Here is a 15704-nt window from a genome sequence, read left to right on the forward strand (position 1 = left end):
GAACCTGTTTGACACCGAGATCGCCTGCCGGTTCTTAAATATAAAGGAACGGGGCCTGGGCGCATTGTTGAAGTTTTTTTTCAATATTGATGTGGATAAAAAATTCCAGAAAGTGGACTGGTCAAAGCGGCCCCTGAAAGATGAGATGATTTCCTACAGTGTGGGGGATGTGGCAACGCTTGTGGAACTGCATGACCTCTTAAAGGGCCGCCTTGAAAAGGCCGGCCGCCTGGCCTGGGCCGAAGAGGAGTTTGATTTGCAGGCCAGGGTAAAATACGAGAGCAATCATTTACGGCCCTTGTTTAAACGGTTCAAGGGGGCTGGGAAACTTGACAACCGAAGTCTTGCCGTGCTGGAGCATCTTCTGGAAGTCCGGCTTTCCCAGGCGGAGAAAAAGGATCTGCCGCCCTTTAAAATCATGTCCAACCAGTCCATCATGACCATGGTTCAGCACAGGCCGGCCAGTGTTGAGGCTGTGTTGAAACACCGGGCACTGAGCCCCAAACAGGCAGGCATGTACGGGCAATTGTGCGTCCAGGCCATTGAAGCCGCACTTGCCTTACCCCACCGGGAACTGCCTTCTTACCCCAGAACCCGGATGCCCAGGAAAAGCACCCAGGTCCTTGGCCGCATTGATGCATTAAAGAAAATGCGTGAAGCCGCTTCCCGGACCCTGGCCATGGAGCCCGGATTTCTGATCAACAACAATATGATTGCTGCTGTGGCAGCGGGGAAGCCATCATGCCCGGAAGATCTGCTGCAGATTCCGGGTATGCGAAACTGGCAGGTCGAGGCCCTTGGGGATCAGATCATGGATACCCTGTCCCGGGTGCAGTGATTGACAAGAGACAAAGGGTGAAGCGCCTTTGGCGCCCGTTAAGTGAGAAAGGATAAACAATGCGCATAGATTTCTGGAAAATGCACGGCATCGGCAATGATTTTATCGTGATGGATGACCGGGACAGGACCATTGCCGGGCATATTGACTATCCGGATCTGGCTGTGCGCCTGTGCCACAGGAGATTCGGCATTGGTGCCGACGGCATTATCCTGGCCCGGCATTCCAATACCCATGATATCCGGTTTGTCATCATCAATTCCGACGGGTCCGAACCTGAAATGTGCGGCAACGGCATGCGCTGTTTTGCCAAATATCTTTATGAAAATAATATCCTTGCCAAAGATGAAATCAAGGTTCAGACTCTGGCCGGTACCGTGGTGCCCCGGATCGAAAAAAAACAAGGTGGACAGGTGGTATCCGTATGCGTGGATATGGGCGTGCCAAGGCTTGTTCCCGGACAGATCCCTTTTGTCCACGACAGGGGTATGGCCCTGGCGGTGCCCATTGAAACAGGGCAGGGCACAATGTCCGTTTCCTGTGTCTCCATGGGGAACCCCCATGCTGTAATCTTTGTGGATGATTTGTCACTGGTGGACATTGAAACCATGGGTCCCATGGTGGAAAATCACCCTCGTTTTCCTGAAAAAACCAATGTGGAGTTCATTGAAGTCCTTTCTCATACCGCATTAAAAATGCGGGTGTGGGAACGCGGGGCCGGCATAACCCTTGCCTGCGGCACCGGGGCCTGTGCAGCGGCCGCAGCCGCCTATCTGACAGGACGGGCAGGGCGGCAGGTGCGTGTTCATCTGGACGGCGGGGACCTGGATATTTCATGGGATGAATCCGGTGGCCATCTTTTTAAGACCGGGCCTGCCCAAACCGTTTTTAAGGGAAATATTGATATTTAGGGGAGAATTCCCTATACAAAATTTTGGCGTTCATCTAATACTCTTCGGATTTCCAGAGCGATATCGGATTTTAAAACAGGTTTCATAAGGAATCCTTTTATCCCGATGGCCTCTATTTTTTTTCTGTTGATCCGTTCACTGAAGCCGGTGAGCATGATGATAGGGATATCCGGTTTAATGGCCAGCAATTCTTTTGCCAATTGATCGCCGGTCATGTTGGGCATGGTCATGTCTGTGATCACCAGATCAAATGAGCCGGCGTTTGTCTTGAATGTTTCAAGGGCTTCAACACTTCCGGTACGGGAAGTTACGCGATAGCCAAGCCGTCCAAGCAGGATTTTCAACATCTGAACAATCTGTTCTTCGTCATCAACCAAAAGAATACGTTCATTGCCCACCGGTATCATTTTTACTTTTTCTTCGGTTTCGACCCCGGCCTGTTTTTCCATCAAAGGAATATAAACATTAAACGTCGTTCCTTTTCCAACTTCACTGTAAACTTTTATCTCACCGCCATACTTATTGACAATTCCGTGGACAACAGAGAGACCCAATCCGGTACCTTTCCCGTTCTCCTTGGTGGTAAAGTACGGATCAAATATTTTGTTTATGGTGCCGGGGTCAATCCCTTTACCTGTATCAGAAACGGTCAGCATGGCGTATCGGCCGGGTTCAAGTGAAAAGGCCGGGATATCCTCCTGACAGAATTTCGTTTCAGACAGCTTTACTGATATTTCCCCATGGTCCGGCGCTATGGCATGATAGGCATTGGTCATAAGGTTCATGGCGATCTGGTGAAGTTGTGTCGGGTTCGCTATGATAAAACCGCATTGGGGATTGATCTCCTGATGGATTGTTATGTCGGTTGGGAGGGTTGACCTGCAGAGGTTAAGCACCTCTTTTAAAATACCTTGAAACTGAACCGGCATGGTTTTGTCGTCGGATTGGCGGCTGAAGGAAAGTATCTGCTTGACAAGCTCGCTGCCCCTTCTGGCCGCTGTCAGAATTTCCCTGGCATTCTGGTATTCGGTGCTGCCTTCGGAGAAGTCTTCCATCAGCATTTCCGACAAGCCCACAATCGGAAAAAGGATATTGTTAAAATCATGGGCAATACCGCCGGCCAGGGAACCGATGGATTCCATTTTCTGGGAATGCTGCATCCGCTTTTCCAATTGAATCGCTTCTTCTTCCATCTGCCTGCGGTCCGTTATGTCCATGATATTGCCTATCACTTGGACCACCCGCCTGTTTCTGAGAACGGCCCGGGCCATGGTGCGAATCCATTTTTGCCGGCCGTTTTCAGTGGTCAGGGCACATTCAAAATCATATGGTTCACCCGCTCCAAGACATCTCAAAAAGGCATCGCTAACCTTTTTCTGATCATTTGAATCGTAGCAGGACAGACTGCGCTGAAAGGGATCCGGAATATTGGGGTCAAACATCTCCTGGCCAAGTTCATAAATACGGTAAATGCCTTCGGTCCAGGACATCTTTTTCCGGTCCACATCCCATTCCCAGCCACCGGTTTGGCTCAACTCTTCCGTGGTTTTCAAAAGCGCCTGCTTTTTTATCAGCTCGAATTCCATTTGTTTCCGTTCGCTGATATCCCGTAAAATAGAATTGACCCCCTGGGGACGTCCCTGATCGTCCCTGCCCAGGCTCATTGAGAACTCCACCCATATCCGCCGGCCACCGGCAGTCAGCCTTTCGGATTCATAAGCGGGAACTTCCCCGGTTTCATGCACCCGGCGTATCACTTCTTCGTGTTCTGCCAGGCGGTCTTCAGGGCAGAAGCGTGTGATGGGCGAGCCCAGGGCTGCCTCTGCCCCGCAGCCGAACATTTTTTCTGCGCCGGGGTTGAACACCGTGATCCTGCCCCCGGGGTCAGTGGCCACCACCGCATCAACAGAGGCCGCCAGAACGGCGGCGTATTGACGTTCAACGGTTTTTCGCTGATTTTCATTTTCAATGCCCCATAGGGCAAAGGCAATGTCGCCTGCCACTTCCTTTATGAGGTCATGTTCGTCGGGGCAGTGGGAAAATTCGATGGGGCAGGAGAGGCAGAGCCAGCCAAAATTCCTGCCAGCGTGATTCAGAGCCACAGACAGCCCGGCCTGGCCGGCATACTGGGAGCCCAGCGGACAGTCTTTGCATTGGTCCGGCGGACTGCTTTTTACCTGAATATTACCGGACATGCGGGCCGCTTCCGCACAGGCCGGCAGATTTCCGGCGGTCAGGCGCTCGGCCATGGGGGCAAATCCGCCGTTAAACCCTGTATGATAAAATGGTTCCTTTGGCCGCCCGTCCACCGTCAGAACGATCCATGCATTATGGAACCCCCGGGTTTCCACCAGCAGACGGCAGGCTTCATTCAAAAGGCGATCCGGATCCTTTTCTCCGACAATGAGCTGGTTGACGTTGCGGATGGCTGCCAGCACACGGTTCTGGTGGTCCAGGCGCACTTCCAGTTCCATGTGTCTGCGGTTGAAGCGATCCAGTAAAATTCCCATCAACAGCGCGGCGGTCAGGTAAAAGGATCGAAAGACCGCCTCTTTGGGGCTTGCCCCATGCACGGCAGTTCCCCAGAAGGTTTGCCCCTCACAGGGGAAAAAAAAGTAATTCACCAGGATGTCCAGTGTCCACAGGGCCAGTCCGAACACCAGGGCTCCGGCATATATGACCATGGTATGGCCCTGGGTAGACCGTGAGGGCAGGCCGAAAAAACGCCGGACAGGCTTCAGGCTGAGCGTCATATAGGCTGCCATCAGAAGAATATAGGCTTCCACCGTGTGTTTGATGGCCACGGTCTGCAGCCAGGCCGGACTTACGTGGTTCCCTGCAGCCAAGGGGTTCCAGGGCGGTGGATTCAGCGATACCAGCCATGAGAATACCACCATAAAGCCCAGTTCAATAATGATGCGAGACGGAATCTCCACAGCAAACGAACTCATATACCAGGGATGGCCCTTGGGGCGGTGGTCCGCCCACCAACCGTGCCAGACGATCCATAGGGTGAAGACCGGTACCGAGTAAAGTATCCCCCAGCCGTCCCCGTACCAGAGCCACCACATGGCCTGGCATCCGCCGGCAAGGGCGCAAAGCAGCCCGTAGCGCCAACCCCAGGCCAGGGCAATGAGCAGGGGGAAAAACAGCCCGGCCAGAATGCTGATCTTATAATCCGGGCTGTTTATAAATCTGATGTCCAAAAAGTTCACACCAAATCCGATCAACCCAAATACAACGGACACGCCCGCCTGGTAGGAACGCATCCCGGGAAATCCAATTCCGGGGTTCTGATTCCAAAAATCGTTTCTATGTTCATTGTCCATTGCAGATTCTCCGAAAACAAGAGGGATACAGTATTCGGTGGCATTGTAGAAAACAAGACAGCTAAAGGCAAGTATTTAGCCGGGTTAATAACAATGTATCAGCAGCAAAACAGCTTAAGGGAACTTTTTAGGGCAAAAGACCGGTTTTGCTGCGCCGCTCCATTTTATCCCGGCAGAAAAGTTAAAACACCCTGGATAAAGGCTGTGCACAAAATTGCCAGTACAATGCCAAAACTGATACGGCCCATTACCGGACTTGATAATGGTGCAGACAAGGGATAATAACACAGCCCGATTCCGGTACCGGCAAGAAAACCAAACAGATGGGCGGATACATCCGTATTTTCACCGTGGCTGAACATGGCTGTAAGTGTGGCTGCCGCTGCAAAGGGGGCCAGCCCTTTAAGCTTTGGAAATGTTGAATGGCAAGGTTCGGTGCCAATGGTCATGCGCCGGGCCCCAAGAAGTCCTGCTGCGGCCATGACCGCTGTGGAGGCCCCGATGGAGAGCCTTAAATCCCGGCCAAAACTTTCAGATATCAGATTGCCGGCCGTGCCTGCTGCCAAAAGCAGCAAAAGGCCCTGGCCGTAACCGGTCACGCGCAGTAAAGGGCCTGCAAGCACAAGTATTCCGGCCATATTTCCCAGAACATGCTCTGTATCGCTGTGCAGAAATAAGGCTGTCACGGCCCTGAAACTTTGCCCCTGACCTAGGTAGTACGAAGACGAACCAAAGTTCAGAATCGCTTGTTTGTGCAGGCCCCTGGTGGTGATTATGTAATGGATGGCTGCCAGGAAAAAAGCCAGGGCCAGGGCCGATGGGGAGAAAAAAATTCCGGCCGGCACATGGGAGGGCGGCCCTGAAGCCATCTTGTTCTCCCTTGTGTATTTTTTCAGTTGCTGCCGGGCCTTAAAAACATCGTCATCGGGCACAAGGATGTTGCACAATCCGTCAGGGCCTGTATCAATGACCGCCCTCACAGACTGGGACGCCAGGACCACCAGGATAAGATCGGCCTGCTTTCGGCTGTTTTCATTGTGTATACTGCCTGTGAAAATAGATTTCATTTTTTCCTTGCCGGATGGGATTATTTCTGGCTGAATATAGCCCATGCCATAAAAAGAATAAAGGAGCCTTAAATGAAGATCATTCGTTTTATTACCCGGCAGGGTACGGAAGTCATGGGGTGCGACTGGGACGGACACACCGCCTGCCTGGTGGAGCAGTCTGCGGACAAAAGTTTCAGCAATACCGGTGAACGGGTGGATGTGGTGAGAGTTTTGCCCCCGGTGGCACCGCCGGCCATTATCTGCATCGGTCTGAATTACCGGCGTCATGCAAAGGAGACCGGCCAGGAAATCCCAAAATATCCGGCTGTGTTCATGAAATACCCCGGTTCCCTTGCAGGGCATGGGGATGCCATCGTGATCCCTGAATGTGCGTCAGATCCGCCCGAGGTGGATTACGAAGCCGAGCTTGGGGTGATCATTAAAACTGCCGCTAAAAATGTGCCCGAGGATAAGGCCCTGGATTATGTACTTGGATATACCTGCACCAATGACGTCTCTGCCCGGCGGTGGCAGAAACATGCCGGTGCATTCCAGTGGACCAGGGGAAAAAGCTATGATACCTTTTGTCCCTGCGGGCCGGTCATGACCACGGCAGACGAAATTACAGACCCCCAGAATCTTGCTATCAAGTGCCGCCTGAACGGTGAAATTATGCAGGACAGCCACACCAGCGACATGGTATTCAGCATAGCCAATATGATTTCCTACCTGTCCCAGTCTTCAACCCTTTTGCCCGGCACCCTGATTCTGACCGGTACGCCCGAAGGGGTGGGCTTTACCCGTAAACCCCGCGTGTATCTGGCGCCGGGAGATCGGATGGAGGTTGAAATTGAAGGCATTGGCGTGCTTGAAAATCCTGTGGAAAAAGAGCGGTAAAGTCAAAAGGATGTCCCCCCGGGAGGGCTAGCCCGGGGGGACAGGAGAAAGAAGAGAGTTGAGGGAAGGATGGATGGTTGAGCGGTGGGTGGGGGTTAGTTATTTTCAGGAGGGGTCTCATCTTGGGGATCGTCAAATCCCGGGCCAGGGCCGCCATTAAATCCGGCACCCCTGCCAAATCCGTTACCCTGGGGGCCGTGTCCCATACCAGGGCCGCCAAATCCTTGTCCCATGCCCATGGGCATATATTTTAATTCAGGGGAGATTTTTCTGGCATCCAGGGCGAATTCCATGCGTTTAACGGCCAGATCTTTTGCTAAATCCGCTTTTTCCGTGACCATGGCTTTCAGTTTTGCCGGATCAGGATTAGATGTTTCCATGTACATGCGGATCTGCTGATCCAGGTTCATCAGATCCGTACGTATCTCATAGGTGTCATCAATAAATTTCTGATGCAGATCGCGAAGCTGGGTCTGCTGTTCATTGGTCAGGTTCATGCACGCCCGGGGTCTGTCCTTGCCTTTGCCCTGTTTCGGGGGGGTTGCAAATGCACTGGTGGAAAAGGTGCATGTGACAATCAGGATGGTTAATGTGGCTAATGTTTTTTTCATACTGCCTCCTTGTGGCCCTTGGTTTATGTTCTGTGATCCGTGTTTTATGATCTTAAGTTTTTGATCCTTGTGCTAAACTGTATAGCAAATATAGCAAATGGCGTGCCACCTGTCTTGAAATTCATTGAAGTCTTTTCGTACCAGGCCTTTCGGATCTGAATGCCATATCAGGGGGTTTAAAAAAAAACAGATATAGTGTATATTTTTTACCCGGATAAGGGTATACAGTTGGGTAAAAAATATACTGTTCATCATATCTGAGCGAACCCCATGAATAGATTTAAATTAAATATTACCCGGAAAATGCCGGGTCTGGTGCCGCCTCTGGTTATGGTGGGGGTCCTGGTTGTGCTGTTGCCGGTGTTTATCCTGATGACCCTGGACCGGGTTAAAAAACAGGATGAGTTTATCCGGGAGCGGTTTTTCATCACAGGCACCTCTTTAATCCGTACATTTGAAGCAGGCACCCGGATCGGTATGGGATCCATGCAGTGGGGCGCCGAAAGAATTCAGTCCATGCTGGAGGAAACCGCAGGCCAGCCCGATGTTGCCTATATTATGATCACCGATGCCATGGGAAAAATCATCGCCCATTCCGATGCCGCCATGGTGGGTAAAATTTATGACAGATGGGCAGACCTTGGCCTGTTACCCAGGGATCCCCACCTGATCTCCAGCCGCTCCCTGAACACACCGGATGGGCCGGTTCTGGAAGTGGCCAAGCATTTTGTGCCGTTTAATCCTATGTTCAGAGGTCAAAGACGGGGGCCCGGCCTAGAGCCCGGCCTCCGTTACGGCCACGGAAAGATGCCGCCCGGCCCACTTGGTGCTGAAAGACCGGCCAGGCCTGCTTTCGGCGTATTTGGCCAGGCTGATCACTATATTTTTGCCGGCATATCCATGACCGGGGTACAGGCAGCCCAGGCCCGGGGATTTAAGAACATTGTTATCAAAGGACTTTTGTTTTTTGTTTTCTGCTGTTCGGGCATTATTGCCCTGTTTGCCCTCCAGGCTTACAGGGCTGCCCAGTCATCCCTGGAACAGGTCAAGGCGTTTTCCGACAATGTGGTTCAGAATATGCCCTCGGGCCTGATCACTTTGGATCCAAAGTTTAATGTGACCTCAGCCAACCGGGCAGCTGAAAAGATCCTGGGCGAAATTCCTGAAAAAGCCTGTCCCCAGATGGCTGCCATGGCTGCCAGACTTTCGGGTTCAGGCGGTGCCGTGTCCGGGGAGGTGGCTTTGAACCGGAAAGAGAACGGCGATCTTCGGCTGGATATGACTGTTTCGGCTATCCCGGCAGACGAAGACCAGGTCCAGGGCTTTGTCCTTTTATTCAGGGATCTGACCCAGATCCGGGACTTGAAAAAACAGGTGGAAACCAACCGGCATTTAGCTGCCATAGGCAAACTTGCCGCAGGCGTGGCCCATGAAATCAGAAATCCGTTAAGTTCCATCAAAGGCTTTGCCACCTATTTTGCCCGGCAGTATGAAAATGAACCCGGGGATGTGGAGATTGCAAAAATCATGGTCCAGGAAGTGGAGCGGATGGACCGCTCCATCACCCAGTTGCTGGAATTTGCCAAACCCATGGCCGTGGAGATCAAGCAGATCCGGATCAAGCCCCTTATCCGGCACTCCCTTAAGCTGGTTGCCCATGACCTTGGGAAAAAAAAGATCCGTGTTGAAACAGATATCCGCACCAGAAGAGAAACCATTCATACGGATCCGGAACGGATCTGCCAGGTGCTGCTCAATCTGTACATGAATGCGTTAAATGCCATGGACAGCAACGGGATTCTTGAAATTGGCGTGGCCGATGCGGAAGATACTCTTGAGATCCGGGTGGCGGACAACGGCTGCGGGATCCAGGCAAAAGATCTTGAAAAAATATTTGATCCCTATTTTACAACCCGGGCCAAGGGAACAGGTCTCGGGCTGTCCATCGTTCACAGGATCGTTGAAAATCTCAAAGGTGAGATCCGGGTGGAAAGCCAGCCCTCAAAGGGCACTGTATTTTATATCACCCTGCCTGGCAATGAGACAATAGAATAAAATGATGTAAGGACTTTTTAATGAGTGACAAGACCGTGCTGGTGGTGGATGATGATGCAGCCCATGCCACCATGCTTAAAACCCTGATGAAAGGGTGGGGATATGCCGTGCAGGTTGTCCCGGACGGAGATGAAGGTGTGAACGCGGTGACAAACACTCCCTTTGACCTGGTGCTCATGGATATGAAAATGGTGAAAATGTCCGGCATGGAAGCCCTGGCCGAAATTCATGCCTTTAATCCGGCCCTTCCCGTGATCATCATGACCGCCTATTCCTCGGTGGACACGGCTGTCCAGGCCCTGAAAATCGGGGCCTATGATTACCTGACCAAGCCCCTTGACTTTGACAGGCTTAAACTTACCGTGGACCGGGTGTTTGAACGTCTTCACCTGAAGAACGAAAACCAGGACCTGAAAAAACGATTGGAATCCAGCACCTTTCACCACGATATCCTGGGCAAAAGCCCTGCCATGAAAGCGTTGCTGGATACCATACACATGGTGGCCCCCACCGATGCCAATGTGCTTGTCACAGGGGAATCCGGCACAGGAAAGGAACTTGTGTCCGCTGCCCTTCACAATAACAGCATGAGAAGGAAACACCCCTATATTCGGATCAACTGCGCAGCCATCACCGAAACCCTTCTGGAATCCGAACTGTTCGGCCATGAGCGGGGCGCATTCACCGGGGCTGACAAGAGCCGTAAGGGCAAATTTCTTCTGGCGGACAAGGGCAGTATCCTGCTGGATGAAATCGGCGAGATGAGCCTTGCCATGCAGGCAAAGCTGCTGCGGGTCATCCAGGAAAAAGAGATTGCGCCCGTGGGCTCGGAAAAGACCCTTGCCGTGGATGCCAGGGTGATTGCCGTCACAAACAGGGATTTAAAAGCCATGTCCGCCCAAAAAACATTCAGGGAAGACCTTTACTACCGGCTTAATGTGGTACACATTGATATTCCGCCGTTGCGCCGGCGTCCCGAGGATATCCCGGAACTTGCCATGCACTTTCTGGATGAGTTTTCCCTGAAAAACAGAAGGGATATCAAGGGGTTCTCTCCCAATGCCATGGATACCCTGATCCGGTATGAGTGGCCCGGCAATGTCCGTGAACTGATGAACGCCGTGGAGCGCGGGGTAGTCATGGCCAGGACCGATTACCTTTGCAGGTCTGATCTCTCCTTTATTTTAGGTGATGAACCTGAACAGACCCGGGATGCAGCGTTGCACCTCGAAAATATCACCCTGTCCAAGGTGGAGGAACGGGCCATCTTATCCACCCTGGCTGCAGCCCAGGGCAATAAGAGCGAAGCTGCCCGAAGACTTGGCATTACCCGGAAAACATTGCTTAAAAAACTCAAACAGTATGGAGAGGAGGCTGATTGACCGGCCCGTAAAAGAGGTGGGTGCGGCTCTGTTGCATATGACTGCCAAACCAATGCTGTTATTGGTGAATACAGCCGAGTGGAATGGAAAGCAGGATCCGTTCGGCAGATCGGATCGACTATCCTTTTGAGAAAATTCTATGTGATGCATCATGTATCATCCGCTATCTGTTTCATGGGAAAGCCATACAACCATAACTGCTTTTCTGTAGACCAACGTACAAAAAACACCTCCCCGGACCTGGGAAATTTCAGATGCAGTCCCGGGGAGGTGTCTCTCTTTTTTCATAAATGCCGGATTATTCCATGGCCGATATACGTGTTGGGCCATGACCGGGAACAAGCCGGTCTTTTTCCCGGTCAAGGCGGAAGTACACGGTCTCGCCCTCCAGATACTCCCCTTTAAGCAATGCCAAGGACAACGGGTTTTCGATTTCCTGCTGGATGACACGTTTGAGCGGACGGGCGCCAAACCCGGGATCATAACCCTTTTGCGCCAGAAAAGTCATGGCATCGTCATCCAGATAAACAGCCAGATTCCTGGCAGCCAGCCGCCGGTTCAGGGCCGCAATCTGGATGGCGGCAATATCCATGATATGCTCGCGTTCCAGGGCATGGAAGGTGATAATCTCATCAATCCGGTTTAAAAACTCCGGCCTGAATGCGGCTTTAAGGGCCTGCTGCACCGCCTGTTCCACCTCTTCGGGTGAGGCGCCATGCCCTGCTTCAAGCAGTATCCTGGACCCGATATTGGATGTCATGATAATGATGGTGTTCCTGAAATCCACGGTCCGGCCGTGGCCGTCGGTCATCCGGCCGTCGTCCAGGGCCTGGAGCAGGATGTTGAACACGTCCGGGTGGGCCTTTTCAATCTCGTCGAACAGGATCACACTATAGGGCCTGCGCCGCACCGCCTCGGTGAGGTACCCCCCCTGGTCATATCCCACATAGCCGGGAGGGGCACCGATGAGACGGGCCACACTGTGCTTTTCCATGTACTCGGACATATCCAGCCGCACCATGGCGTCCCTGGAATCAAACATGAACTCGGCCAGGGACTTGGCAAGCTCGGTTTTACCCACACCCGTGGGGCCCATGAAAATAAAGGTACCAATGGGCCGGTCCTCGGGCTGCAGACCGGACCTGGCCCGCCGCACGGCATTGGAAACCGCATCAATGGCCTTTTCCTGGCCGATCACCCGTCTGGCAATATAGGATTCCATGGCGATCAGTTTTTCCTGCTCACCCTGGAGCATCTTGGATACGGGGATGCCGGTCCAGGTGGAGACCACCTCGGCCACGTCAGCCTCTTCCACATCCTCTTTAAGCATCTTGCAGGTCTGCTGCAGCGTGGCAAGACTGAGTTTTTTCTCCTCTATTTTTCTGTTCAGATCCGCAATGGTGCCGTATCTGATCTGGGCCACCTTTGCAAGGTCACCGGCACGCTCGGCAAGCTGGGCCTGGGTCTGGAACCGGTCAATGTCCTCCCTGAGCCCTGAGATTTCCCGGATAATGGATTTCTCATTATCCCAGTGCAGCTTCAAGGGCCGGATCTCCTCTTCCATGGCTGCAATGTTTTTCTCCAGGTGTTCGAGACGTTCCCTGGAGGCCTTGTCCTTTTCCTTGATCAGGGCCTGACGCTCAATGGCCGCCTGGGTCAGCCGCCGCTGGATCTCGTCAATGGCCCGGGGCATGGAGTCGATTTCGATACGAAGCCTGGATGCGCACTCATCAATCAGGTCAATGGCCTTGTCCGGCAGAAACCGGTCGGCAATGTACCGGTGGGACAGGGTGGCGGCCGCCACCAGGGCTGAGTCCTTAATCCGGATGCCATGGTGCACCTCATATTTTTCCTTCAGCCCCCTGAGGATGGAGATGGTGTCTTCCACGGTGGGCTCCTTGGCCAGGACCGGCTGGAAACGCCGCTCCAGGGCAGCATCCTTTTCAATATATTTTCTGTACTCGTCCAGGGTGGTGGCCCCCACACAACGCAGGCTGCCCCGGGCCAGGGCCGGTTTAAGCATATTGGAGGCATCCACAGACCCTTCGGCAGCACCGGCCCCCACCACTGTATGCAATTCGTCAATAAAAAGAACAATTTCCCCCTCGGCAGCCTCAACCTCCTTTAATACCGCTTTGAGACGGTCCTCAAATTCGCCCCGGAATTTAGCCCCGGCAAGCATTGCTCCCATATCCAGGGCAATGACCCGCCGGTTTTTCAGGGTTTCGGACACATCGCCTTCCACAATCCGCTGGGCCAGGCCTTCCACAATGGCGGTTTTGCCGACACCCGGCTCGCCAATGAGCACAGGATTGTTTTTCCGGCGCCGGGACAATACCTGGACAATCCGCCGGATCTCTTCATCCCGGCCAATGACCGGGTCCAGTTTACCCTGGCGCGCCAGATCAGTCAGGTCTTTTCCGAATTTTTCCAAAGATTGGTACTTATCTTCGGGATTCTGGTCAGTCACCCGCTGATTACCCCGGATATCCTTGAGTACGGACAGAATCACATCTCTTTTAACGCCCAGACCCCCAAGGATTTCGCCTGCCTTGTCCCGGCCCTGGGTCAGACTGATCAATATATGCTCAAGGCTGACATACTGATCTTTCATCTTTGCGGCCTCCTTAAAGGCCAGATCCAGCATTTTCCGTCCGGGTTCGGACAGATAGGGCTGTCCCCCGGACACCTTGACCATATTGTCCAGGGCGGATGACACAAGCTGCACCACAGCACCGGGATTGACACCTATTTTATTGAATATGGATACAGCAATACCCTGGGTATCGGCCAGCATGGCCCCCAAAAAGTGGATGGGCTCAATGGCCTGCTGTCCCTTTTCAACCGCAAGCGTATGGGCCTGCTGGAACAATTCCTGGGATTTCACGGTCAATTTTTCAAAATTCATAATGCACCTCCAGTTACGTATTACTTTTTATTTAATTCCGCCTAAAAGTAATACTCTTTTTATACCCGTCAACATCTGTCTCAAATAAAATGCCCCGGGAATCAACAGACACATTAAATTTATGAATTTGCAAAATATCATTATAATATGCTATTTGAACGAAAAAAGGTGCTGCCATTATTTTATATGAACAATAACACCATTAATCGCAACGCAATTTAAAGAAAATGGACAAAGACTTCATTCCTGTTAAAAGATCCCAGATCCCGTTGTTCAAAGATTTTCCCCTTTTCTATTTTTCAAAAGAAAATGAACCGCTGCTTTACAAAAAAGAGGGCGAACCGCTTAAAGACCCCCGGATCGAGAACGGTCAGTTTCCGGAGCTTTTTATCCGCGCATCTGACAGGGGAAAAGCCTCCAAAGCCCTTTACAAAACAATGAACACCTATTTATCGGAGACCATTTTCTCCCAGGGTTATGTTTACATAAAGCAGGCGTTGAGCACCATTGTCCAGGAAGCCCTGGAAGGTCCGCTGAATATTTCAGGCAAAATGCTGCCGGAGACCTTGGAAATCCTGTTCCAGGGTTACAGCAAAAATAAAATTCTGGTGAAATCCCTGGCAAAACTTTCCAGTTATTCAGACCAGCTGGTGGAACATACTGTAAATATTTTGTTCCTGACCATGCAGTTCTGCATATTCCATCACTATTCCGAAGAAGAGATCAAAAAGCTCGGGGTGAGTGCCATTCTCCATGACATCGGCTGCACACAGCTTCCCCCGGAAATTTACAACACCAAGACCAAATTATCAGACACCCAGTTCAAGGGACATCAGAGCCATACGGTAAAGGGATACCGCACCATTAAAAACAGCGCCTCTTTTGAACCGGAAATTGCCATGGTGGCCCTGGAGCATCATGAAAAACTGGATGGCTCAGGCTATCCCAAGGGTATCACCAATATATCTGAGGAAGCCCAGCTCATCGGGTTGATCATCAGCTACGAACCTTTGACCTACCGGGGCACCAGCCACCATGTGACGCCCCAGAAACCGTTTCATTCCCTCCAGCTTTTAAAAAATGAGGTCATCGCAGGCAAATACAGCAAGCGCATGTTTGTCAATTTCTGCTCCTGCCTGAGCAGTTAGGTTCTGTTGGCATTTATCGGACCGCCCATAATTTATCCGCCTCAATATCAGAGTTCTTAAGGCTTATGAAAATTTGATTGTATTCCAAGCAATTAGCATGGCCAGACCGCTAATCACCAGATCACTTTTAAAGCAGCTAAAGCAGCGCCAATTCCCGCAATATTTCAGCAAATTCAGGATTCTTTCCGGCATATTGTCTCAATGCCTCAAGCTGCCTTCTTAAAAGTGAACCATCCGAGTGTTCCAAATCCAGATCAGCCAGTACTTTACGTTCCAGACGATTGACCTGTTCAATCACCGGCTTCATCATGGTACGACGATCCCAGGCGATATAGCCAAAAAGTGCCACAATCAACGTGATGAGAGAGCCAAAAAGAACAAGCATGGTATTATTTGAATCATCCTGCCTTTTGTTTAAATCATCCAGTCTTTTATTAAGTGCTTCCTGGCCCGATTTCATTTCAGCCCTGAGGTCTGATAGTCTTATTGAAAGCGCTTCCTGACCTGACCTCATTTCAGTCCTGAGCGCTTTCTGACCCTCTTCCAGAACAGCAAGTTTTTCGATGATCTCACGAT

The 15704-nt window shown here is 51.7% G+C and carries 11 protein-coding genes; 6 read left to right on the forward strand and 5 right to left on the reverse strand.

The genetic code is table 11. The features are described from left to right. Together AB7U36_RS06900 and dapF are read left to right on the forward strand one after the other, a co-directional pair. A partial coding sequence (locus tag AB7U36_RS06900; protein ID WP_428159057.1) for a ribonuclease D occupies positions 1 to 838 on the forward strand: 838 nt, incomplete at its 5' end. A gap of 59 nt (positions 839 to 897) precedes the next feature. Further along, on the forward strand, positions 898 to 1749 hold the full coding sequence (dapF, locus tag AB7U36_RS06905; RefSeq protein WP_428159058.1) for a diaminopimelate epimerase: 852 nt from the start codon (positions 898 to 900) through the stop codon (positions 1747 to 1749). Between the two features lie 11 nt (positions 1750 to 1760). Here dapF and AB7U36_RS06910 read toward each other — a convergent pair whose 3' ends face one another. Then, positions 1761 to 5078, reverse strand: a complete 3318-nt coding sequence (locus AB7U36_RS06910; RefSeq protein ID WP_428159059.1) for a hybrid sensor histidine kinase/response regulator — start codon at positions 5076 to 5078, stop codon at positions 1761 to 1763. 164 nt (positions 5079 to 5242) lie between these two features. Then, positions 5243 to 6145: a rhomboid family intramembrane serine protease gene (locus AB7U36_RS06915; RefSeq protein ID WP_428159060.1), complete on the reverse strand. Its 903-nt coding sequence runs from the start codon at positions 6143 to 6145 to the stop codon at positions 5243 to 5245. A gap of 72 nt (positions 6146 to 6217) precedes the next feature. Between AB7U36_RS06915 and AB7U36_RS06920 the strand changes: the two genes are divergently transcribed. Continuing rightward, positions 6218 to 7024, forward strand: a complete 807-nt coding sequence (locus AB7U36_RS06920; RefSeq protein ID WP_428159061.1) for a fumarylacetoacetate hydrolase family protein — start codon at positions 6218 to 6220, stop codon at positions 7022 to 7024. Between the two features lie 95 nt (positions 7025 to 7119). On the opposite strand, the gene AB7U36_RS06925 is transcribed toward AB7U36_RS06920, so the two are convergent. Beyond that, positions 7120 to 7635: a Spy/CpxP family protein refolding chaperone gene (locus AB7U36_RS06925; RefSeq protein WP_428159062.1), complete on the reverse strand. Its 516-nt coding sequence runs from the start codon at positions 7633 to 7635 to the stop codon at positions 7120 to 7122. A 270-nt stretch (positions 7636 to 7905) separates the two neighbouring features. Between AB7U36_RS06925 and AB7U36_RS06930 the strand changes: the two genes are divergently transcribed. Both AB7U36_RS06930 and AB7U36_RS06935 read left to right on the forward strand, forming a co-directional pair. Next, positions 7906 to 9690 carry an ATP-binding protein gene (locus tag AB7U36_RS06930; RefSeq protein ID WP_428159063.1) on the forward strand — a complete coding sequence of 595 codons (1785 nt, stop codon included), beginning with the start codon at positions 7906 to 7908 and terminating at the stop codon, positions 9688 to 9690. Between the two features lie 20 nt (positions 9691 to 9710). Beyond that, complete coding sequence (locus AB7U36_RS06935) at positions 9711 to 11072, forward strand: sigma-54-dependent transcriptional regulator (protein ID WP_428159064.1); 1362 nt, start codon at positions 9711 to 9713, stop codon at positions 11070 to 11072. Between the two features lie 298 nt (positions 11073 to 11370). Here AB7U36_RS06935 and clpB read toward each other — a convergent pair whose 3' ends face one another. Next, complete coding sequence (gene clpB / locus AB7U36_RS06940; RefSeq protein ID WP_428159065.1) at positions 11371 to 13980, reverse strand: ATP-dependent chaperone ClpB; 2610 nt, start codon at positions 13978 to 13980, stop codon at positions 11371 to 11373. Between the two features lie 227 nt (positions 13981 to 14207). Between clpB and AB7U36_RS06945 the strand changes: the two genes are divergently transcribed. Next, complete coding sequence (locus AB7U36_RS06945; RefSeq protein WP_428159066.1) at positions 14208 to 15128, forward strand: HD-GYP domain-containing protein; 921 nt, start codon at positions 14208 to 14210, stop codon at positions 15126 to 15128. Between the two features lie 136 nt (positions 15129 to 15264). Here AB7U36_RS06945 and AB7U36_RS06950 read toward each other — a convergent pair. Beyond that, a partial coding sequence (locus tag AB7U36_RS06950) for a hypothetical protein (RefSeq protein ID WP_428159067.1) occupies positions 15265 to 15704 on the reverse strand: 440 nt, incomplete at its 5' end.

Source organism: Desulfobacter sp. (assembly GCF_050177295.1).